The 21,084-nt window shown below is 56.5% G+C and carries 19 protein-coding genes and 1 tRNA gene; 4 read left to right on the top strand and 16 right to left on the bottom strand.

Annotated features, from left to right (window positions below; translation table 11 throughout):
• Positions 1-44: 44 nt before the first annotated feature.
• From ACR0JE_RS18730 to ACR0JE_RS18695, 8 genes are all read right to left on the bottom strand, one after another.
• Positions 45-1,889 carry a GumC family protein gene (locus tag ACR0JE_RS18730; protein WP_480865234.1) on the bottom strand — a complete coding sequence of 615 codons (1,845 nt, stop codon included), beginning with the start codon at positions 1,887-1,889 and terminating at the stop codon, positions 45-47.
• 294 nt (positions 1,890-2,183) lie between these two features.
• Positions 2,184-3,410, bottom strand: coding sequence for a flavin monoamine oxidase family protein (locus ACR0JE_RS18725; RefSeq protein WP_480865233.1), 1,227 nt, complete (start codon positions 3,408-3,410; stop codon positions 2,184-2,186).
• 17 nt (positions 3,411-3,427) lie between these two features.
• Complete coding sequence (locus ACR0JE_RS18720; RefSeq protein WP_480545286.1) at positions 3,428-4,264, bottom strand: sterol desaturase family protein; 837 nt, start codon at positions 4,262-4,264, stop codon at positions 3,428-3,430.
• Positions 4,264-4,818, bottom strand: coding sequence for a TetR/AcrR family transcriptional regulator (locus ACR0JE_RS18715; protein ID WP_480550311.1), 555 nt, complete (start codon positions 4,816-4,818; stop codon positions 4,264-4,266). The genes ACR0JE_RS18720 and ACR0JE_RS18715 overlap by 1 nt, the downstream gene beginning before the upstream one ends.
• Before the next feature lie 158 nt (positions 4,819-4,976).
• A complete protein-coding gene (locus tag ACR0JE_RS18710; protein ID WP_480865232.1) occupies positions 4,977-5,573 on the bottom strand; it encodes a rhomboid family intramembrane serine protease in 597 nt (198 codons plus the stop codon).
• A gap of 46 nt (positions 5,574-5,619) precedes the next feature.
• Entirely contained in the window at positions 5,620-6,726 is a 1,107-nt protein-coding gene (locus ACR0JE_RS18705) for a saccharopine dehydrogenase family protein (protein WP_480865231.1), read from the bottom strand.
• The gene (locus ACR0JE_RS18700) at positions 6,719-7,432 is read right to left on the bottom strand and encodes a DUF4166 domain-containing protein (RefSeq protein WP_480865230.1); all 714 of its coding nucleotides are present in this window, start codon (positions 7,430-7,432) and stop codon (positions 6,719-6,721) included. The genes ACR0JE_RS18705 and ACR0JE_RS18700 overlap by 8 nt, the downstream gene beginning before the upstream one ends.
• 41 nt (positions 7,433-7,473) lie before the next feature.
• On the bottom strand, positions 7,474-8,037 hold the full coding sequence (locus ACR0JE_RS18695; RefSeq protein WP_480545281.1) for a GbsR/MarR family transcriptional regulator: 564 nt from the start codon (positions 8,035-8,037) through the stop codon (positions 7,474-7,476).
• Between the two features lie 300 nt (positions 8,038-8,337).
• Here ACR0JE_RS18695 and ACR0JE_RS18690 point away from each other — a divergent pair, with 300 nt between their 5' ends.
• Positions 8,338-9,255 carry an alpha/beta fold hydrolase gene (locus tag ACR0JE_RS18690; RefSeq protein ID WP_480865229.1) on the top strand — a complete coding sequence of 306 codons (918 nt, stop codon included), beginning with the start codon at positions 8,338-8,340 and terminating at the stop codon, positions 9,253-9,255.
• Positions 9,256-9,327: 72 nt separating this feature from the next.
• Here ACR0JE_RS18690 and ACR0JE_RS18685 read toward each other — a convergent pair whose 3' ends face one another.
• The gene (locus ACR0JE_RS18685; RefSeq protein WP_480865228.1) at positions 9,328-11,307 is read right to left on the bottom strand and encodes a bifunctional 2',3'-cyclic-nucleotide 2'-phosphodiesterase/3'-nucleotidase; all 1,980 of its coding nucleotides are present in this window, start codon (positions 11,305-11,307) and stop codon (positions 9,328-9,330) included.
• A 292-nt stretch (positions 11,308-11,599) separates the two neighbouring features.
• Positions 11,600-11,675: transfer RNA gene (locus tag ACR0JE_RS18680), tRNA-Lys, on the bottom strand.
• Positions 11,676-11,886: 211 nt separating this feature from the next.
• On the opposite strand from ACR0JE_RS18680, the gene dapF reads away from it, so the two are divergent.
• Both dapF and mtaB read left to right on the top strand, forming a co-directional pair.
• Positions 11,887-12,729, top strand: a complete 843-nt coding sequence (gene dapF / locus ACR0JE_RS18675; protein WP_480865227.1) for a diaminopimelate epimerase — start codon at positions 11,887-11,889, stop codon at positions 12,727-12,729.
• Positions 12,726-13,982, top strand: coding sequence for a tRNA (N(6)-L-threonylcarbamoyladenosine(37)-C(2))-methylthiotransferase MtaB (mtaB, locus tag ACR0JE_RS18670; protein WP_480865226.1), 1,257 nt, complete (start codon positions 12,726-12,728; stop codon positions 13,980-13,982). The genes dapF and mtaB overlap by 4 nt, the downstream gene beginning before the upstream one ends.
• Positions 13,983-14,125: 143 nt before the next feature.
• On the opposite strand, the gene ACR0JE_RS18665 is transcribed toward mtaB, so the two are convergent.
• The 3 genes from ACR0JE_RS18665 to petA are packed head-to-tail and all read right to left on the bottom strand — an operon-like array spanning position 14,126 to position 16,862.
• A complete protein-coding gene (locus ACR0JE_RS18665) occupies positions 14,126-14,914 on the bottom strand; it encodes a cytochrome c1 (protein WP_170534384.1) in 789 nt (262 codons plus the stop codon).
• A gap of 17 nt (positions 14,915-14,931) precedes the next feature.
• A complete protein-coding gene (petB, locus tag ACR0JE_RS18660; protein ID WP_170534382.1) occupies positions 14,932-16,263 on the bottom strand; it encodes a cytochrome b in 1,332 nt (443 codons plus the stop codon).
• Positions 16,264-16,277: 14 nt separating this feature from the next.
• The gene (gene petA / locus ACR0JE_RS18655; protein WP_480550355.1) at positions 16,278-16,862 is read right to left on the bottom strand and encodes a ubiquinol-cytochrome c reductase iron-sulfur subunit; all 585 of its coding nucleotides are present in this window, start codon (positions 16,860-16,862) and stop codon (positions 16,278-16,280) included.
• Positions 16,863-17,320: 458 nt separating this feature from the next.
• Between petA and ACR0JE_RS18650 the strand changes: the two genes are divergently transcribed.
• Complete coding sequence (locus ACR0JE_RS18650; protein ID WP_480826138.1) at positions 17,321-17,764, top strand: c-type cytochrome; 444 nt, start codon at positions 17,321-17,323, stop codon at positions 17,762-17,764.
• A 44-nt stretch (positions 17,765-17,808) separates the two neighbouring features.
• Here the strand turns inward: ACR0JE_RS18650 and ACR0JE_RS18645 are convergent, their stop codons facing one another.
• The 3 genes from ACR0JE_RS18645 to ACR0JE_RS18635 are packed head-to-tail and all read right to left on the bottom strand — an operon-like array spanning position 17,809 to position 21,079.
• On the bottom strand, positions 17,809-19,305 hold the full coding sequence (locus ACR0JE_RS18645) for a mannitol dehydrogenase family protein (RefSeq protein ID WP_480865225.1): 1,497 nt from the start codon (positions 19,303-19,305) through the stop codon (positions 17,809-17,811).
• On the bottom strand, positions 19,305-20,078 hold the full coding sequence (locus ACR0JE_RS18640) for an L-iditol 2-dehydrogenase (protein ID WP_480865224.1): 774 nt from the start codon (positions 20,076-20,078) through the stop codon (positions 19,305-19,307). Before ACR0JE_RS18640 ends, ACR0JE_RS18645 begins: the two co-directional genes overlap by 1 nt.
• Positions 20,075-21,079 (bottom strand): ABC transporter ATP-binding protein, encoded by a 1,005-nt coding sequence (locus ACR0JE_RS18635; protein WP_480865223.1) that lies wholly within the window; start codon positions 21,077-21,079, stop codon positions 20,075-20,077. Before ACR0JE_RS18635 ends, ACR0JE_RS18640 begins: the two co-directional genes overlap by 4 nt.
• Positions 21,080-21,084: the final 5 nt, after the last annotated feature.

Here is a 21,084-nt window from a genome sequence, read left to right as displayed (position 1 = left end):
CCTATACCAAATCTTGAATACATGTGATTTTGAATTTTAGTTCACTATTTGTAATAGTCATAGTGCCCATAGTAGCCTTCATATCCGATCCAGCGGAACTTTTTGGGATCGACGTCATTCAAGATGGTTCCGATGACATTGACATCGGCCTGAGATAGGCGCCGCGTGACCGCCTGCACGGCGTCTTGGGGCGATCTGCCCCAGCGAACCACAAGGATCGCGGCATCGATCAAAGTGTTGTTCCGATAGACCTCATCCATGACCAGCGCGGGCGGGGTATCGATCACCACCAGATCGTACCTGGATGTCAGCGTGTCCTTCAGCTTGCGCAGCTTCATTTCGGCATCATCTGTCAGCTCGCGCGTTGGGGATTCGACCGTGATCAGGTCCAGCTTACCCGGCGCATCCTGGGCGCCAACAACCTGTTGCGGAACGATGTCATACGAGTACAGGTCCGAGCATTTGATATCAGCGCTGTCCGGGATCAGAAGCTTGGTTGCCCCTTTTCGGTACACATCCAGATCAACAAGGGCGACATTCATTCCATCTGCGGCCGCCGTGGTCGCCAGCACCGTACTGATGAACGATTTTCCTTCGTTGGGCAGCGCCGATGAAACCAGCACCACCTTCGAGTGTTGAAACTTGATACAGTTGGTCAGAATCCCGCGTGCCGTTTCTGCCAGAGGGGTCCGCGGGTTCTCAATCGGCTCGAACACAGCAGCAGCACGCCCTTTGGGCCCGTATTTCTGCTTTACGAAATAGCCAAGATTCTGCAGCCCTGTCGCATTGAAGATCTGTTTCTCGGTCTTGATTGTTCGATCAAGCCCTTCCCGGATCAGTGCCAGAACAAAGCCGATCATGATCGACATTGCTCCGGCCAGCGCAACGGTCAGCGCACGATTGGGCGCGTATGGCACTTGTGGAACGCGGGCGACGGACACCTGGCTTGTGCCTGCTTCGATCTGGCCGCTTCGGGTTTCGAGCAGATTCAACTCATCAACCGAGGCCTGATACCGCGATCTGAGCAGCTCGATTTCCCGCTCCTTACGCAGCAGCGTCAGCTCTTGCCGGGTTCTGAGTTGAAGCCGTTCCTCAGCGGCGGCCAGTTCTTCACGCAACGCCAGTTCTTCTTCCGGCGGAACGTTTTGCTCCAGACCAATGGACAGGATGGTGCGGGCCCGCTCGGCCGCGCTGCGCAATTGATCCAGCAGCTGCTCGTCATCCAGATTGTCCGAGCGGATAAAATTCGCCAGGTCCGCTTCGTTGCTGGTAAGTTCTTCGCCCAGCAAATTGACACGCCGCCGTACGTCATCGATGTTTTTGTCTAATCGATCAATGCGTTCGCCAAGCTCGTTACTTATGTACTGCGTGATGACCGTATTGGCCAAAGCAGCAGACAGTTCGGCATCTGTGGACCGACCCTCCACTGAAATCGCCAGGCTTTCGCCAGCGCGGGACAGGCTGTATGAGCCCAGAACTTTGTCAATCACAGCTTCGCGGTGAAGTGCAGCAGGTTGTTCGAGCCCGGTATCGGGGTTTATGCGCGAAACGAAACTATCATCCTCAAACAAGCCCAGTGTTTCCGCCACTTGACCAGCGAAATCGCGCGACTTGAGCTTTTCGATCTCGGTCTCGATACTTGATCGACCCAGTTCAATGGTTTCAAGACGCCCCGTCGTGTCACTGTATCGTGTCTCTGACAAAGACAGCACCATCTGGGCGACAGTGCGATACCTGTCAGGAACCGTCCGCATGTACAGAGACGTCAAAATCACTGCGATTCCAAACAGGAAGGCCACCGGAAGCAGATTGCGCCGGATCACCAGCCATATGCTGACGAACTCTCCCGGGTCGCTCTGACCACCTTGAAAACCATTGTTGGAAAGCACAGGAATACTCCAAAATTTCAGATACAATCTTCAACTGGCCCAGAGGCGCTGAGCGCAAGAAGATTGAAATACCGGGTGTTTGTAAAGCTACTTTAACGGCCTTGATTTACGATCTGTAGGCGTCATCAATCACCAGTCATGATGCCGCTCTTCGGTTTGGTAGAACTTATTACAATACTGGGCGGAAATAGAAAGCTCTGCAGCGCAGCTTTTGAAACTGGCCGTCACTGCTGAATAAGGATTGGGAACGCCAGATTTAAGAGAATACGACGCCTTGCAGAGGTGCGGCGACCGCTAATCAAAAATAGGATATGCAGTGTCGAGTGTTTTCTGGGCGCGTTCGACAATCTTTGCATCAGACAAATTCGCCAAATCCCGCGCAGGCTGTGCGCCGTTAAAGGCCATGATGATCGGCTGCCCGGTATAGGGATAAAGGTTTAGCCATTGGTTGAATTGGCCCTGCGGCAAACCGGTTTCCGGCGTGATGATCCATGTTTTGTCGGCATCCCAAAAGACATCTTCATACCGCAGATACACTTTGTCTAACGTGCCCATACCGAGACTTTCGATGGCGCTTTGCTTTCTATTTGGTAAAGGCGGAGAGAAAGTGATCGAACCCTGTTTCAGCACACCCAACGGAACCGTCACGATGACTGTGTCGAACCTGTCCGATTGCCCCGCCTTATCTTCCAACCGAACCCCTTCGCCATCAAACTCGACACGCGCCAATTCGCGATTCAACTGGATGTCGTAATCGCTGGCAAACGCGTCAAGCAGCTGTGCATAGCCCCCCGGGAAGACCACCTCTTCCCCGCCATAGTCGGTATCCCGCAGATAGGCCAAGACATTGATCTCGGCAGTATCCGCGCCCGCGCTGTGCTGAACGGACACAACATTATCAATCCAATCAGGGGTATCATCATCCGGTATTTCGCGCCCGTCACTGCCACGAATGACATAGCTATCCGTCGTTGCCAGGGTTGCTACGCCCTGTGATTTCGCAAGCTGTGTTAGCGGATTGCCATCGGTGCCGTGTATCCAGCTCGCTCCCAGATCAAGCGCTGCGCCAAGGCGATTGTCGGTCCAGATGCGTCCACCAATACGGTCGCGCGCTTCCCAGATCGTGATATCATATCCGCGCCTTGCCAGCGCATCCGCGGCGGCAAGCCCGCTCATCCCCGCGCCAATGATAGCAACGGTTTTGGCACCTGTTTCAGAAACCGCCTCTGACGCCATGATCCCGGATTCATAGGCGGCATGCACCGTGCTGTTATAGGATGGATGGGTGGCCTCGCCTGCAAAAAACAGACGATCACCGACTGGACGGCCAAGGGCTGCGTGATCCTTACGCCACGATCCTTTGGCAAGATAGGAATAGGACCCAAGGCTATATGGATCGCGGCTCCAATTTGTTCGGATGTATCCGGTTGCAGTACGTGTGCCTTTTGCAGCCCCGGCAATGGGCACAAAGCCAGACGTCAAGGCACCCAAAGCTGCGGCTATGAAATCTCTGCGATCCATTGTAACCCCGCGTCTGATCACTTCTTCGGCTCCCAGCCCGGAGGCCTGATCAGAGTAGAGAAAGCTTCTTGGATGCTCTTTGACCGGGCAATATCCCGGATCAGGTCCGGCCATTCCGAGAACCAGACTTTGATCGGGTTCCGGCTGTCAAAATCGCGTGTCAGGCCATAGCGGGGGGTCTCTTCCTCGATCTGGAATGTGCCCCAGATCCGATCCCAGATGATGAAGATACCACCATAATTTTTGTCCAGATACTTGTCATCACACCCGTGGTGGACACGGTGATGAGACGGCGTGTTCATCACATATTCAACCGGCCCCAGCTTGCCGATCAGTTCCGTGTGCAGCCATGTCTGATAAGCCAGCACTGCGATCACGCCAAACACAATTGCCTCGGGTGCGAACCCCATAAGGGCCAGCGGAATATGGGCGATCAGGGACCATACGCCTTCCAAGGGGCCAAATCGGATACCGGTGATGATGTTCATATCGCGCGAGGAATGATGCACCGCATGCTGGGTCCAAAGCAGGCGCACCTCGTGGGCAATCCGGTGTTCCCAATAATAGGTGATGTCGGCCAGCACGATCACCAAAATCACGCTCCACCAGGTCACGGGGATGGTCCATGGCAGACCCTGAGAGATGATCCAATACAGCCCGTAGGCCCCAGTCAGAACAAAGGTTTCGACCAACAGATACGGGATCTGGGTCGATGCGCTTGCCAGCATTTCGCCAAAGGTCTTGGCTTTGAAATCGCCTTTGAAAATCATCTCGGCGATTTCGATCAACAAGATCGCAGCGCCGATCAGAAAGAACACCTCGTCGATCTGTGTGGTCAGGGTTTCGAGGTTCATTACGCCTCTCCTTTCAATCCTTGGGAAAGTGTCCGCCAGGCCAAATCGGCAGCTTGCTTGGCTGTTGCCTCGCCGGATTGGACAAGGGACCAGGCGGCGTAGATGAGGTTTTCATAGGCCTCGACAATCCAGTCAGTTGGAACGTTCGGGTCAAACGCGCCTTCTTGTTTGGCCGCGTCGACATCGCGCCGAAGCTCCTGAAGGCCTTTGTCATAGGCTGCGGCTATTTCAGGGTCTGCCTCCAACCCCTCATTGGCCAGAAACAACTGACGGTTTGCCAGTGGAACAATTGCGTGCAGTGACAGCCGAAAGCCTTCTTCATAGCTTGTTGCATCTGCCGTGGCCTGTTCAACGGCTTCATCAAGTTCGGCCATTGCAATCTTTGCCAAGGCGCGCATCAGTTCGGGCCGTCCGGGGAAATGCCGATGCAGCGTCGCACGGCCCACGCCGGCATGCTGTGCGACATCGCCAAGTGAGGCGGCTTGGTTTTGCGAAAAAACCTCGAACGCGGCTTCGATGATGGCATCTTTGGTGGTTGGACGAATTACACTCATGAGACACAGATGTATCATACGAGACTTGAATTCAACCCCACCCGCGATCTTAAATGCTTACCCGGCCGGCAAGCCCGCAATCAGCTATCGTTTTTAGGGATCGAGCCAAAGATGACCGCAAGCATGTCTCTTCCAGTCGTCCTTATCGGACGCCCCTATCATTGTTCGACATTCGAGATACGCGGCGCATGAACATGGGTGCGGATCACAAGGGCTGCAACGGCTCCGGCCAGGGCACCAAACAGATGCGCCTCCCACGAGACACCCGGTTGGCCGGGCAAAACGCCCCAGATGATCGAACCATAGACCAAAGCCACCAAGAACGCGGCCCCAAGCGTCACCAGAGACCTGTCGACCACACCACGCGCGACAAGAAACCCGAACCACCCAAACACCAGACCAGATGCGCCGATATGGATGGCGTTGCTGCCAAAAAGCCAAACGAGCGCGCCGCCCAGGGCGATAATGACGGCATTCACCAACAGAAGCGCGCGCGTTGCGGTCAACGCAAGCAACGCGCCCATCAACACAAGTGGCGGTGTGTTGGACATGAGATGAGAGAAGCTGGCGTGCAGAACCGGCATCCCGAAAATCCCGTCAATCCCGCCGATATGCCGGGGGATCAAACCGAAGGCCAGGTTCAAACGATAGCCCAGCGCCCAGTTGATGACCTGTATCGCCCACAGCGCACCAATGAAAATAGCCAGCGCCCAAAGCCGTTTGCGAACCACACTGTTGTTGTTCTGAGCTGTCATCTGGACCAGATAATTCCTTCGCAAAAACCGATCAAGAAGGGCTGGGTTAGACCGTCTTGTCCAACCGAATAGCAATCGCCAGATCGCTCATGGCGTCTTCAACAACACGCCTGGGTATCTCAGCCAAACACGGGCGCGCACCTGAACGCGGTTTGACAGTCCCGCGCAGGATTGCACGACAGGTGATACCCGGCACAAACGGGCCATCTCCGTCCTCGGCGATCAGGGTCCATGTTCGGGTGATGCGCTGCCCGTTTTTCCGCCCCGTGACATGCACCTGCATCCCCCCGCGATCAGTTCCAAACGGATAAAGCGCTTTCGACAACCAGTAGAGCGCCGAATAGGCCATGTCTGGCAGGGAAAGGCGCCAGCGGCGGCGGAACCAGGCCAATGCGGACAGCGATGCATTCATCACCCCCAATTCCAACCCGGCCCGAAACATGACTGTTGAAGCGGCAATTCTATTGGACAGCAGGTGTATGTCGGGGACGTCCACGAAATACCCAGCGCGCCGCAGACCCGGCGCAAGCGAGTAGATTTTGCGATCTGTCCAGCCCCGCACGGTCTGCCAACTGCCATCCCGAAGAACCTGTGAGGGGCAGCCAACGCCGCTGACAATGCTCTTGATCACCGACATTCCACGCGGCGCCCGGTTGCCCGGCAGTATTGCAATGTCGATAAGGTCGATCTTGTCCAGCCTGTCGATCAGATCTTCAACGATGATCGAGGACAGGCCGGGTACGCTGGACGCGCCCGAAAGCACAAAGACATTTGCGGCCTCGGCCTGTGCGTTCAGCCCCGCGATACCCATTGTGAATTCTGAACTGTCGGACAGATCCAGATAGTGGCAGCCGTGCTGAACACATAAGCGCGGGACAAGATATGGATCCTGGCCATAATGTTGGAACGGCCCCGCCGCATCTATGACAACATCCGGCGCGACACTGAAAATGATTTCGGGTGCAGAGTGAATATCGACCGCCAGGGTCTCTGCCCCGAGTTCGCGGGCAAGAGCGCAACCCTTCGAAGGTTGCCGGCCGGCCAACCACAGTTGATGCCCATCGCGCGCAAGCAAACGGGCAGTCAACGCACCAAAGACGCCATATCCACCGATGATCACAACCTTCATGGTGTGGTTTGGAAGATCAGGCATCGGTCGCCTCAACGATCTCGGCATCGAAGAAGACCGCATCCTGATATATGACCGAACCCAACAGCCGATGAGTCAGTGCCAGTGTGAACTTGAACTGCCCATCACCCAGTTCTTCATGCCCGATGACAAGATTGCCCGGGCATACCCATTTGGGCAAAGGGATGCGCCTGCGGCCCAGTTTCACAAAATAGCTGTCACTGATGAACAGCAAGGCGTTCCGGGTGCTTTGCAACCGCAATGCAATGCCAATTCCATAGCCTATGTATTCCTCTAACCCTGTTGGGCCGTCGAAGCGTTTGGAGCTGCTGACAATCTGTGGAAACCCCGAGGACCGGCCATATTGCCGGATCCAGAATTGACCCCCGGTTGCAACGTCTTCGGTGACAACCACAACGGCAGAACGCCCGGCCGATGTGCGATCAAACGGCAGCGGTGCGCCTATGGCTCGCATGACAAAAGCCAGGAAACGCCCGGCCAGATTCATCTGCATCTCGGACACGCGACCCTGATAAACAAGACTGGCACCTCCAGACAATCGTTTGCTAAAGCGCCGCCTGATCGCCGCGGGCAATCGGTTCCATCCGTCTTGCCCCAACAGCTCGAAGAAACGGGTATCCCCTTGGTGCCGATCACATGGCTGCGTTTTGACATCAGCCTCAATAGGCTGCGCGTTTTGAAAGGGCTGCACTTCGTGTTTTTCGGACATTCTGTTATTTCCGTCAGAAGAGAAATTGTAGGTCAAAATTTTTAGCCGCTTGGCTTGCCCCCCGTGAGCTTCAGGAATGAGGCGACTTTGCTGCCCATCTTCATAAGCATGATCAGCTTGGGCCTAGGAATCGTCAGCATGTCGTGATACCACTTGTCAGCCGTGCTTAAGAAATCCTGCATCGCCTGCATGCGCTGCAATACCTCCGGCTCTAGCCCACTTTCGCTTTCAGCCTGCGCGACACATGTGCGAATGGCTGCAGCAGCGGGATCGATCTCACGCTCTTTGCGGCCTTGCGCGATGCGGATCACCATCTCCCAAACATCGGTCTCGGCCTCGAAATGTTCGCGCCGCTCACCCGGAATCGGCACCCGCCGGATCAAACGCCAGCTGACAAGTTCTTTCAAAGAGTTCGACACATTTGAACGCGCGATCCCAAGCGCCTCGGAGATTTGTTCCGCATTCATCGGCTTGGTGCTGAGGAACAGCAGCGCGTGGATCTGCGCCACCGATCGATTGACGCCCCATTGGGTGCCCATATCGCCCCAATATAGGATGAACTGACTGGATGCGTTGGATTTCGATATGTCAATAATTTCTGTCATGACAGAAATATCAGATGCAACAATGCAAAAGTCAAGTCTGAAGAGTCGATCTGTGATCTCTTTGCCGTGTGCTTTGATCCGGTATACTCTGATCAGACGGGCCGTTGCCGAAAGCCTTGCAATGGTCGATTTGAATGAATGTTTTGAGCTGAACCAAGCCGTGGTTGACCGAAGTAGCTGGTCCGCAATTTTGCGGATGTGACGAAATTCAGGGCACGACGCCTCCTTCACCATGGCACATTTCAGATGGCAATCGCGGCGACGGACAGAATACGCCGATGCGATTTAAGGAGATTGGGTATGGGGATTTGGGACTCGGAATGGCGCAAAGATGAATACGCGCGCAAGGTGATGGTGGGCCATGACCATAAACCCTTGCCGGGGCGCTTCTTAGACCTCGAACATGGCCAAATCTACTATGAGTTAGACAACAAAGAGGACGACAAAGGTAAACCTTTGCTCATCTGCATTCACGGGTGGTCAACCGCAAGCTATGTGTGGACCGCGCTGAAACCCGAACTGCGCAAGAAAGGCTACCGCATCCTCAGCTATGATCTGTACGGGCGTGGATATTCCAGCCGTCCCGATAATGTGGCGCACACGGCAGAGCTGTTCACACGCCAACTGACCCAAATACTGGTACACCTGAAACTGAATGACCAAAAACTGAACATCGTTGGATACTCGATGGGTGGTGCCATTGCCGCGCGTTTCGTGAGCGAACGGCCGGGTGACGTCGAACGTCTTCTGCTGATTGCTCCGGCTGGCATGGCGGTTCAAAAACCGTTCCCCCGCTTCGTCGCCCGGCAGATTCCCAGGCTTTCCGATCCAATCATTTCAGAGTTTTTACCCTGCGCCCTGTGGAAACAGTTCAAGAGAGCAGCAAGAGACTTTCCGAATGACAAGAACGTGCAGTTTGTCCTTGAGAATCAACTGGCAGAGCTGGAGTACCGGGGGTACATCCCAGCGCTGTTATCCTCATTAAAGGGAGTGCTGGCATCCAAGATGAGGGCCGAGCATGAGGCGATTGCAGATTCAAACGTGAAAGTTCTGGCAATCTTTGCGGACCAAGACAGCACCATACCTCATCCTGATGCGCAAAGGCGCTTTGACAGATGGAACCGGAATCAAGTTAGCCACGTGATCGAAGGGGCAGGTCACGCAGTGACCTATACCCATGCGCAGGAAATCATTACAAAAACTGGTAACTTCTTGTAGGCCTTCCGCCACTGGGTCTTCCGCCACCGCAATATTACCGTGGCGGAAGAAGTCATCAAATTGGATCAGGCGTCAGAGTTTGATCCGGAAGGCGGCAAACCCGTCTGCACCTTCGCCGGCATCCTCGATCGTGACCCCTTTGACATCGCTCATATAGTCGCGGGCTTTCGGGCCGGTTTCAAACAGAACCGTGGTGCCCTCAAGCGGAGCAAAGGACCAGTTGGCGTCTGCCTTTGGATCGATGGTGCCCTGCTCAACGATGTAGCGCACTATGACATCGCGGTTGGTATCAGGCGCTTCGAACACCACTGTATCGCCCAACGCGCCAGGGAAGGAGCCCCCACCCGAAGCGCGATAATTGTTGGTGGCGATGATGAACTCCATGTCATCTGTAACCGGCTCACCGTTGAAGGCAAGGTTCACGATCCGGGCGGCGTCTGGGTTGACCTCTTCCCCTTTCGGTCCAAATCGCGAGGGTTGTGATAGGTCGATCTGATAGGTCACGCCATCCATCACGTCGAAATTATAGGACGGGAAATCCGGGTTCAGCAGGATCGCATCTTCCGCACCAACTTCAACCTGATTGAACATGCCCGCCGACCGCTCTAGCCAGCCCCGGACCTGAGCGCCGTTCACACGCACCGCGCGCACCGTGTTGGGGTACAGATACAGGTCAGCCACGTTTTTGATCGCCACATCACCGACTGGAACATCGGTGTAGTATTCAGGACCGCCCCGGCCACCAGCCTTGAACGGAGCCGCTGCCGAAAGAATCGGCAGGCCTTCGTGCTCGGTACCCTTCATCATCTCTTCGACATACCATTTTTGCGCGATTGAGACGATCTGGACGGACGGATCATCCGCGACCAACGCAAAATAGCTGTGCAGCGGGGCCGAGGTTTTGCCAACAGCGCGCCGGACATAGGCCAGCGTTTCATCGTGATCCTGCGCAACCGAGTCGAGCACCGTCTGATCATCACCCACCAAAGCGGTGATGGAACGATCTTCGTTGCGTTTGGAAATCGGGCGCGCCTCGGACGTGGTGGTGACCACCCGCCATTGATTTCCATCCCGCTCCAACAACAGATCCAGCAGACCAAGATGGGAACCCCAGAAGCCGCCCATGACAGCGGGCTTGCCCATCAGCGTGCCCTTTTCCACGTCAATGCCAGGGCGATCCGCAAAGGTTGGTGATGGGAAGACAAGGTGATTGTGGCCAGTGACCAGCGCGTCGATACCATCAACCCCGGCCAGAACGACCGAAGCATTCTCCATCCCGTCCGCATGATCGGCCTCGCCAATCCCCGAATGCGAAAGCGCAATGATCAGATCGCAACCCTGTTCCTTCATCTCGGGCACGTAAGCTTGCGCGGTCTCGACGATATCGCGGGCCTCGACATTGCCCTCAAGGTGCTTGCGATCCCAGTTCATGACCTGCGGCGGGGTAAAGCCGATCACCCCGATCTTGATCGGATGCTTGGTGCCGTCTCCTATTTCGATCTCGCGATCCAGGATCGCGTAGGGTTTCACCAAGGTTTTGTCATCGCGCGGGTTCGCGCCTTTTTCCTTGGCGACATTGGCCAGAACAACCGGGAATTCGGCCCCTGCCAGGGCTTTGTCCAAGAACTCCAGGCCGTAGTTGAACTCATGATTGCCCAGTGTCGCGGCATCATAGCCAACCGTGTTGAAGGCAGTGATGATCGGGTGGCTGTCGCCTTCTTTCATGCCCCGTTCATAGGCGATGTAGTCACCCATCGGATTGCCCTGTAGAAAGTCGCCATTATCGACTAGCAGAGAGTTCGTTGCCTCTGACCGGATCTCATTGATGATCGACGCGGTGCGGGACAGGCCAACCGTATCGCGGGGTTTGTCTGCGTAATAGTCGTAGGGGAAGACATGGACGTGAATGTCAGTGGTTTCCATGATCCTCAGATGCGCCTGGTTGCTCGCTGCAGCCGCCGAGAACGGGTGCAACGTAATGGCCGCAACACTTGCTGTTGTTGTGGCGAGGAACTGGCGGCGAGAAATCTGATTGCGGCTGGAGAAAGACATAGGTCACCTTTCGAGTTTGTGAATCAACGCGCCTTTTCTGAACTTTTGACTACACGCCTGTGACAAGAGAGGTCAGATTTTCGGGTACGTCAAAATCAAGGGCAATACACGGCACCATATCTCAATATGACATGATTCCCAGAACATCACGGGATGAAGAACGAAATTCTGCCGATGTATCTCGCTAACTCGTCAAAGGGCGCAAACCGCCGGAGTGAGCCGGCTCCACATTAAGCCAGTTCCCAATGGTTCAGGCCCGGAATTGCCACGTCAAACATGTTCTTTGAAAAAGTGGTGAGCCGTGCAGGATTCGAACCTGCGACCCACTGATTAAAAGTCAGTTGCTCTACCAACTGAGCTAACGGCCCACTCTTTTGTTGGATCTTGATGATCCGTGGCGCTCTGTAAGGTATTTTCCCGATCAGGTTCAAGACCTTATTTCACACCTCGTTTCGCCTGTGTTTTAGATGTTTCCGGCGACCCGATAGGCGGCCTACTTAGGCAGGTGGCGCGGGGGGGTCAAGACCTTTTTTCACGAATCGTGGCGACAGGGTGGATTCATCATTCCACCGACGTTATATGCCCGCCATGCAACAGAGACTCGATACCGGTTTGCCCTTCATGAAGATGCATGGGCTGGGAAATGACTTCGTCATTGTCGATGCACGCGAACATGCGTCATCGATCACTCCGGCTATGGCCAAGGCCATCGGGCATCGTCAGTTTGGCGTCGGCTTCGATCAACTAGCCGTTATCGAAAACGGCGCTGAGGATGCGCACCTGGTGTTCTATAACGCCGATGGTTCAACCTCGGCCGCCTGCGGCAACGCCACGCGCTGCATTGCCCGGTTTCTAATGGACGAGGCTGGAAAATCCGAGCTCTCACTGACCACCGAACGGGGCTCTCTCGCGGCCAAAGATGCGGGCGATGGGCTGACCTCAGTCAATATGGGCCAACCGCAGCTCAATTGGCGTGACATTCCTTTGGCCGAAGAAATGGATACGCTGGAACTGCCAATCGAAGGCGCACCCACTGCAACCGGCATGGGCAATCCACATTGTACGTTTTTTGTTGAAGACGCCGAGGCGATTCCCCTCACTGAGTTCGGGTCACGGTACGAGTACCACCCGCTCTACCCCCAGCGCACAAATGTGCAGGTGGCGCAGATCATCGGTAAAGACCATATCCGGATGCGGGTGTGGGAGCGGGGCGTTGGCATCACTCTGGCCTCGGGCTCGTCCTCCTGCGCTACAGCCGTTGCCGCCGCGCGCCGTGGCCTGACAGGCCGCAAGGTCCAAATCGAACTGGATGGCGGTACCATCTGGATCGACTGGCGCGACGATGGCGTCTGGATGACAGGACCAACGGCCCATGTGTTTTCCGGCACCCTGACACCCGAATTCCTAAGGTCTTTCGGATGAGCGCCCCAAAGTTCACCACCCTGGGCTGCCGCCTTAACGCCTATGAAACCGAGGCGATGAAGGAACTGTCGCAGCAGGAAGGCCTGACCGACGCGGTCGTGGTGAACACTTGCGCGGTGACGGCCGAGGCCGTCCGCAAAGCCCGTCAGGAAATCCGAAGGCTGCGTCGGGAAAACCCTGACGCGCGCCTGATTGTCACCGGCTGCGCGGCACAAACCGAACCTGAGACCTTTGCCAAAATGGATGAGGTCGACGCGGTCATCGGCAACACCGAAAAGATGCAGCCCGATACCTGGAAGGGGATGGCTGCAGATTTCATTGGCGAGACCGAGGCGCTTCAGGTTGATGACATCATGTCGGTCACAGAAACCGCCGGTCATCTGATCGATGGCTTCGGTACTCGATCCCGTGCCTATGTACAGGTCCAGAACGGCTGTGACCACCGTTGCACCTTTTGCATCATCCCCTATGGCCGAGGCAATTCACGCAGTGTGCCCGCAGGCGTCGTAGTGGATCAGATCAAGCGTTTGGTTGATAGGGGCTACAACGAGGTTGTGCTAACCGGCGTTGATCTGACCTCATGGGGCGCGGACCTGCCCGCGCAGCCCAAGCTGGGCGATCTGGTGATGCGCATTCTGAAGCTGGCGCCAGATCTGCCGCGCCTGCGGATCAGCTCGATCGATTCCATCGAAGTGGACGAGAACCTGATGCAGGCAATCGCGACCGAGCCACGCCTGATGCCGCATCTACACCTGTCCCTGCAACATGGCGACGACCTGATCCTGAAGCGGATGAAACGCCGCCACCTGCGCGATGACGCCATCCGCTTCACCGAAGAGGCGCGCAAACTGCGACCCGAGATGACTTTTGGCGCCGACATCATCGCCGGGTTCCCCACTGAATCCGACGCTCATTTCGAGAATTCTATGAAACTGGTCACTGAATGTGATCTGACCTGGCTGCATATCTTTCCGTACTCAAAACGCGACGGTACACCAGCCGCCCGCATTCCGCAGCAGGTCAACGGCACAATCATCAAAGCCCGCGCCGCCCGTCTGCGCAAAGCCGGTGAGACACAGGTCGCCAAACATCTCGCTTCCCAGATCGGCAAAACCCATCAAGTTCTGATGGAAAACACGCATATGGGCCGAACCGAACAATTTACCGAAGTAACCTTTGACGCGCCCCAAACCGAAGGCCAGATCGTAACTGCAACGGTCACCGGTCACACTGCGACACAGCTAACAGCCTGATCCACTCTTCATCTGGCCAGAAATATCCCGGGGATGAATTGGCCAAAGGCCAAGAAGGGGCTGGCCCCTTCAACCAACCTACAAGCAAAAACCCCCGCGACCTGATGGTGCGGGGGTTTCCAATTCCAATCCGATAAGAACGATCAGTCCTTACGCGCTTTGCCCTTGTGCGGTGCCCAAAGGCGCTTGTTCACCAGATACAGCAGCACAGACAGAACCGTCAGGAAGATCACGCCGACAAAACCGGCATTCTTACGGTCGATCAACTTTGGCTCGGCTGTCCACATCAGGAACGCAGCCAGGTCTTCCGACATATGCTCAACGTCATTTGCGTGACCATCGGCAAACTCGACCTGCTCATCCGACAGAGGCGGTGCCATCGAGATCCAACCGCCGGGGAAGGCTTTGTTCTCGTACAGGATGGTTCCCGCCTCTTCTTTCTCTTCTCCTGTATAGCCATTCAGCAGGGACGCGATGTATTCTGCGCCACCCATGCCTTTGACCAGCTGGTTGATCCCCAGACCATAAGGTCCGTGGAACCCTGCACGCGCCTTGGCCATCAGGCTCAGGTCAGGTGCGCCAACCCCTGTGTTGGCCGGGAAGTGATCAGTCGGAATCGCCGGGCGGAAATCGTCCAGCTCAGGGTCGAACACCTCGAAGTTGGCGGCCGCATAAGCGATCACCTGCTCTTCCGAGTACCCCAGCGCTTCGAGATCACGCAGAGGCACATATTGCAGGCCATGACAGGCTGCGCAAACCTCGGTGTAGATCTGAAGACCGCGCTGCAGTTGGAACTCATCCCAAGTACCAAACGGCCCTTCGAACGAGAACGCATAGTCTTCGATATGCTGCTCACCGCCACCTGCCGCAAAGGTCGAGGCGGGCGCAAGGGCCAGGGCAAACGCGGCACCGATTGCAAGTTTCTTGAACATGTTTCCGGTCCCTCTTCTTACTCGGCCGGCGTGGCTTCGGCGTCAGCCTTGCCATAATGCGCGTTGAAGTCTTCTTCGATCGTTTCAGGCTGTGGCAGAGGCTTCTCGATCACACCAAGTACGGGCAGGATCACGAAGAAATAGGCAAACCAGTAGGCCGAGGCGATCAGCGAGAAGGTCGCATAGGGTTCTTCCGCAGGCATCGCACCCAGCCACATCAGGGCAAAGAAGTCGACGATCAGCAGCAGGAACCACCATTTGAACATCGGGCGATACTGACCCGAACGCACGTTCGACGTGTCCAGCCACGGGGCCAGCGCCATCGCCAGGATCGCGCCGAACATTGCAACCACACCAAAGAACTTGGCATCGACGATGCCGCCGGTGATGAAGCTGGCGAACTGAACCACCCAGACTTCGCCGGTGAAGGCCCGCAGGATCGCGTAGAAGGGCAGGAAGTACCATTCGGGAACGATATGCGCAGGCGTAACCAGCGGGTTCGCTTCGATATAGTTATCGGGGTGACCCAGGTAGTTCGGCATGTAGCCGACGATGGCCCAGAACACGACCATGATAACAGCCAGTGCGAACAGGTCCTTGATCACGAAGTAGGGCCAGAAGGGCAGAGTATCTTTCTCGGCCTCGGCTTTCGAGCCACGGCGAACCTCAACACCCGTTGGGTTGTTGTTGCCGGTGGTGTGGAAGGCCCAGATATGCACTATAACCAGCGCCGCAATGATAAACGGCAGCAGATAGTGCAGCGAGAAGAAGCGGTTCAGCGTGGCATTGTCCACAGCCGGTCCGCCCAGCAGCCAAGTCTGGATCGCATCACCCACAAACGGGATCGCGCCAAACAGGCCGGTGATCACGGTCGCACCCCAGAAGGACATCTGACCCCAGGGCAGAACGTAGCCCATGAAGGCCGTGCCCATCATCATCAGGTAGATGAGCATCCCGATGATCCACGTGATCTCACGCGGGGCTTTGTACGAGCCATAGTAGAGGCCGCGGAACATGTGGATATAGACCGCAACAAAGAACAGCGACGCGCCATTCATGTGCAGATAGCGGATGAAGTAACCACCATTCACGTTGCGCATGATGTGTTCGACGCTAGCGAAGGCCAGATCGACATGCGGGGTGTAGTGCATCACCAGAATGATACCGGTGACGATTTGCAACACCAGGCAGAACGCCAGAACGATACCCCAGATCCACCACCAGTTAAGGTTCTTGGGGGTCGGGATCATCAGGGTGTCATACAGTAGGCCGACGATGGGCAGGCGGCTATGCAGCCACTTTTCGCCATTTGTCTTCGGCTCGTAGTGATCGTGGGGAATTCCGGACATAAGTTGGGTCTCCCTTAGCCGAGTCGGATTGTCGAATTGTCGACCCATTCCGCAGGCGGAACAGGCAGGTTTTCAGGCGCGGGACCCTTGCGGATACGACCGGCCAGATCATAGTGCGAGCCGTGGCAGGGGCAGAACCAGCCACCAAAGTCCCCGGCATCGCCCAGCGGCACACAGCCGAGGTGCGTACACACACCCATCTGAACGATCCACGCGCCCGGCGCTTCGCCTTCGGGCGAGGGCATAACGCGGTTCGCGTCAGTTGCGGGCGCATCGGCGTTCAGGTTGAAGTTACGTGCCAGCGGATCCGGCAGGGCATCGACGCCTTCGGCGTCCTGCTGTTGCGCTTCTGCGATTTCTGCGCCGGTGCGATGACGAATGAAAACCGGTTTGCCCAACCACTTGACGGTCAATTGCGTACCCGGCTCAACCCCGCTGACATCCACGCGGATCGAGGACAGGGCCTGAACATCTGCGGATGGGTTCATCTGGTTGATCAGGGGCCATACGGCTGCCCCGGTAGCAACGACACCTGCGCCGCCAGCGACGTAATACAGGAAATCTCTGCGGGTGCCTTCGTGGTCTTCTGCGTGGGACACGAGGTAATCTCCGATTGTCTGGCGCCCGCGTGCGGGCAAATAGCTCGTACACCGCACGAAGGCGGTGTCTTAACCGCGTTGTCTACCGACGCAATTAGTATTCGTCCAGCGGTCATAAACGCGCAATACGCCGCATCTGTGTATTTTGTCACGACACACCGGGTTTTTTGGGGATTCTATATCACTCTGCTTGCCAAAAAAACGAATCGAATGGGCCTGATTCGGGCCAGCTTTCTGTACGTCTCGGCATCAGCTTTGCCTGTTTCGCTGCGCTTGGCTTTTGTAAGATTGGTTCGAAACCCGGCACGATCTCGGGCGCGAATATCCCTTTGTTCCGCAACAAATAACACCCCTGAAATAGATGATTTTCACAGCACAAAATCCGGCGGATTTCCGTTGCGCTTCGCCCGGATACATCAGACATCAACTCCTGCGCGAACGTCAATCAGGAGACTACGATGTCAAAACCCCCCTTGGCTGCCGTTCTGTTAACGATTGCCCTGTCTTCCCAGGCCACCGCCTCCGGTGATCCTGTCAAAGGCGAACAGCTTTATAACCGTTGTTCATCCTGCCACGCGATTATCAAGGATGGCGAAGTTCTGGTGAAAGGTGGAATCACCGGCCCCAATTTATATGGCGTAGTTGGCCGCATCGCCGGAACCGAGAACGACTACCGCTATGGCAGTGAGCGTCTGCCTATTGGCATGTTCACCGATGACATGATCCGCGCGGGCGAGGAAGGTCTGGTTTGGACCGAAGCCAACCTTATCGCCTATACGCAGGATCCGATCAGTTTCATCAAAGAGTATCTGAACGACGAGGCCGCTCGCCCGAACATGAGCGTTAAGCTCAAAAAAGGCGCGGAAGATATTACCGCCTATCTGGCAACCTTCGGCGACTAGGCAGGGTGGTCTTAAGTGAAGGCACCCCGATTTCGCGCGGGGTCTTACGACCTGACATATCTGGCAATTGCGGCACGGCTCCCCTCTTGCCAGATACAATCCAGCCAATCGACGAAAGCTTGGGCAAACCGTTGGTCCTGCCCCACCTCACCATAGAGGTTAGCCACATCCAGCCATTGTGCGGGATTTGCCCGAGCCACGCGGGCGGCGGCCTGCAAATCCGGCCAAATGGGGTCATTGGGCGCAATCGTGGTCCCATCCTCACGCTCGCCAGCGCACATGCGGCACCAGAAGGCTTCGGCCAAGGCCAACCCCGACAAGGACGCGTCCGAGGGTATCGCATCGCGAAGCGATGGAAACAAAAACCCCGGATGCCGCGCTGATCCGTCAAAGGCCACACGGCGTGTGGAATCACGGATCGTCGGGTTCAGGAACCTGCGCTCAACCTGCTTTAGATACGCATCTGGGCTGGTCTCGGGCACGCCTTTGATATGAGGCAGTATCTCTTCGGTCTGGACCTTGTGAAAAAAGGCCGAGAGGTCTGCATCCTGCAGGCAGTCCGAAATCGTAGGCAGGTTCAGAACCTCACCCGCATTGGCCAGTATCTGGTGACCGCCATTGAGAATGCGCAGCTTCAACGCCTCATAGGCATGCACATCTTTGGTGATCGCCACCCCAAGCGTTTCCAAAGGTGGACGCCCGGCGCAGAAATCATCCTCGATCACCCATTGGCGGAAGTTCTCGTGCGAAACCGGGGCGGCGTCCGTGATGCCCAGCGCCTGACACTGGCTGCGAAGGTCATCCGACGTGGCAGGTACGATGCAATCCACCATCGAGTTTGGAAAAGCCCCGGTCTGGTCGATCCACTCCGCAAGATCGCGATCGGACAGGCGCGCCAGCCCGACCACACAGTCACGCAGGATCGCACCATTGCCTTGCAGGTTATCGCAGCTGAGCGCCGTGAAGGGCGCATGCCCGGCAGCGCGCCGACGCTTCAGCGCGGCAACAAGTGCACCGAAAACGCTGCGCGGCTGTTCCGGGTTCTGCGCATCATGGCGAACATCATCATGTTCCGTATCGAACACACCCGTTTTGGCGTCCAGATAGTATCCGCCTTCGGTAATGGTAAGCGACACGATGCGGATGGCAGGGTCTGACATTCGTTCGATCAGCGGCCCGTTACCCGGCTCAATCGGCACATAGTCGATCATCGGGCCAATCACTTCTGCGGACAAGGCCGCCGGATCAAGCTCAACCAGTGTTGTCAGGCAATCCTGCTGAATCAGCTTTGCCCGCAACTCTGCATCATAACTGCGCACACCCGCGCCGATGATGGCCCAGTCCAACGCCAGACCTTGCTGCATCAGCCGGTGGATATACCACGCCTGATGCGCGCGGTGAAAATTGCCAAGACCAATATGGACAATACCGGGCGTTAGGTCCTCGCGCCGGTAACGGGGCGTTTTAACATCTGCAGGAAGCTGGGACAGATTGTCCAACCGCAGCTTCACTGGTGTATGAGTACGCGCCAATGGATCCATCAGCTCATCCAATTTCCGCCATCCACGTTGTAGGTCTGTGCGACGACATAGTCCGCTTCATCTGAGGCCAGAAACACCGCCATCCCGGTCAGATCCTCGGCGCACCCCATACGGCCATGGGGAACTGCAGCGGCGACCTCGCGCTTCTTCTGTCCCGGTGGCTTGCCCTCGTGCTTTGCGAAGAATGCATCGACGCCGTCCCAATGCTCGCCATCCACCACACCCGGCGCGATCGCGTTCACATTGATGCCATGTTGGATCAGGTTCAGCCCGGCGGATTGGGTCAACGAGATAACGGCCGCCTTGCTGGCGCAATAAACCGCGACCAAGGGCTCTCCGCGTCGCCCGGCCTGCGACGCCATGTTGATAATGCGGCCTTTGATCCCCTGTTCGATCATGTGCCGCGCGACAGCCTGAAGGGTGAACAAAGCGCCTGAGACATTAATATCAAAGACGCGCTGGTAGTCTGCGCGCTCGATCTCGACAATCGGAGCGGCGGTGAAGATCGCGGCGTTGTTGATGAGGATATCTATCCGACCAAAACCATCCAACGTTTGCGCGATAGAAGCATCAATGCTGTGTTGGCTGGTGACATCCATCTCAACCGCTATCGCAGCTTCGCCGATCTCCTGTGCGGCCATTTGCGCGCGGGCGATATCGATATCAGCCAATGCCACGCGCGCGCCTTCCGCGATATAGGCCTTGGCAAAAGCCAGCCCAATCCCGCGCGCCGCGCCTGTGATCAGCGCCGTTTTGCCCGCCAAGCGTTTCATTCGATCCGCAATCCTTTGGCGTCAAATCGATGAATGACGTCCGAGCGCGGGGTCAGGTGAATACGATCCCCGTGCCGGAACCCGACCTCGCCATCTGCGCGGACGGTGATCGTTTCGGCCAGCCCGGTTTCGTGGATATGGAAGAACGTGTCCGATCCAAGATGTTCGGATACGCCCACAACACCGGACCATATACCGCCGCTCTCGGACACAGTGATATGCTCGGGCCGGATACCAATCGTCTGCGCATCATGTTTTGCGGCCTCTTCGCCTTCGATAAAGTTCATCTTTGGCGAGCCGATGAAGCCTGCCACAAACAAGTTTCGCGGGGTACGATAGAGCTCCAGAGGCGAGCCCACCTGTTCGATCACACCGGCCTGAAGGACAACGATCTTGTCTGCCATGGTCATGGCTTCGACCTGATCGTGGGTCACGTAGATCATGGTGGTCGCCAGACGTTCGTGCAGCTCACTGATCTCAAGCCGCATGCCAACTCGCAGTGCCGCGTCAAGGTTCGATAGAGGTTCGTCGAACAGAAACGCCGCCGGCTCGCGCACGATAGCGCGCCCAATGGCAACACGCTGGCGTTGTCCGCCGGAAAGCTGTCCGGGACGGCGGTCCAGATAATCGGTCAGGTTCAGGACGCTGGCGGCGCCTTCGACGCGCTTGTCGATCTCGGCCTGATCCAACTTGGCCATACGCAACGGGAACGCGATGTTCTTGCGCACTGTCATATGCGGATACAGCGCATAGGACTGGAACACCATCGCCAGCCCTCGCTTCGCGGGCGGTACATCGGTGGCATCCGCGCCGTCGATGTCGATGGAGCCCGAGGTGATATCTTCCAGGCCTGCGATCAGCCGCAGCAGGGTGGATTTACCACAGCCCGAGGGGCCGACGAAGACGGTGAACTCGCCATCTTCAATGGTCAGGTCTAGCGGTGGAATGACCTGCACGTCGCCGAAGCTTTTGGTCACGGACTTGAGTTGTATGCGTCCCATGAGGA

Source organism: Ruegeria sp. H3 (genome assembly GCF_056533095.1).
This window is presented reverse-complemented; position numbering and strand designations above follow the sequence as displayed.

Coding starts and splice junctions, on each gene's coding strand:
- ACR0JE_RS18700 (WP_480865230.1), bottom strand. CDS start 7,432: ATGTCCGAAAAACACGAAGTGCAGCCCTTTCAAAACGCGCAGCCTATT.
- ACR0JE_RS18685 (WP_480865228.1), bottom strand. CDS start 11,307: ATGTCTTTCTCCAGCCGCAATCAGATTTCTCGCCGCCAGTTCCTCGCC.
- ACR0JE_RS18665 (WP_170534384.1), bottom strand. CDS start 14,914: ATGTTCAAGAAACTTGCAATCGGTGCCGCGTTTGCCCTGGCCCTTGCG.
- ACR0JE_RS18695 (WP_480545281.1), bottom strand. CDS start 8,037: ATGACAGAAATTATTGACATATCGAAATCCAACGCATCCAGTCAGTTC.
- ACR0JE_RS18690 (WP_480865229.1), top strand. CDS start 8,338: ATGGGGATTTGGGACTCGGAATGGCGCAAAGATGAATACGCGCGCAAG.
- mtaB (WP_480865226.1), top strand. CDS start 12,726: ATGAGCGCCCCAAAGTTCACCACCCTGGGCTGCCGCCTTAACGCCTAT.
- ACR0JE_RS18635 (WP_480865223.1), bottom strand. CDS start 21,079: ATGGGACGCATACAACTCAAGTCCGTGACCAAAAGCTTCGGCGACGTG.
- petB (WP_170534382.1), bottom strand. CDS start 16,263: ATGTCCGGAATTCCCCACGATCACTACGAGCCGAAGACAAATGGCGAA.
- ACR0JE_RS18715 (WP_480550311.1), bottom strand. CDS start 4,818: ATGAGTGTAATTCGTCCAACCACCAAAGATGCCATCATCGAAGCCGCG.
- ACR0JE_RS18710 (WP_480865232.1), bottom strand. CDS start 5,573: ATGACAGCTCAGAACAACAACAGTGTGGTTCGCAAACGGCTTTGGGCG.
- ACR0JE_RS18720 (WP_480545286.1), bottom strand. CDS start 4,264: ATGAACCTCGAAACCCTGACCACACAGATCGACGAGGTGTTCTTTCTG.
- ACR0JE_RS18640 (WP_480865224.1), bottom strand. CDS start 20,078: ATGAAACGCTTGGCGGGCAAAACGGCGCTGATCACAGGCGCGGCGCGC.
- ACR0JE_RS18650 (WP_480826138.1), top strand. CDS start 17,321: ATGTCAAAACCCCCCTTGGCTGCCGTTCTGTTAACGATTGCCCTGTCT.
- dapF (WP_480865227.1), top strand. CDS start 11,887: ATGCCCGCCATGCAACAGAGACTCGATACCGGTTTGCCCTTCATGAAG.
- ACR0JE_RS18725 (WP_480865233.1), bottom strand. CDS start 3,410: ATGGATCGCAGAGATTTCATAGCCGCAGCTTTGGGTGCCTTGACGTCT.
- ACR0JE_RS18705 (WP_480865231.1), bottom strand. CDS start 6,726: ATGCCTGATCTTCCAAACCACACCATGAAGGTTGTGATCATCGGTGGA.
- ACR0JE_RS18645 (WP_480865225.1), bottom strand. CDS start 19,305: ATGGATCCATTGGCGCGTACTCATACACCAGTGAAGCTGCGGTTGGAC.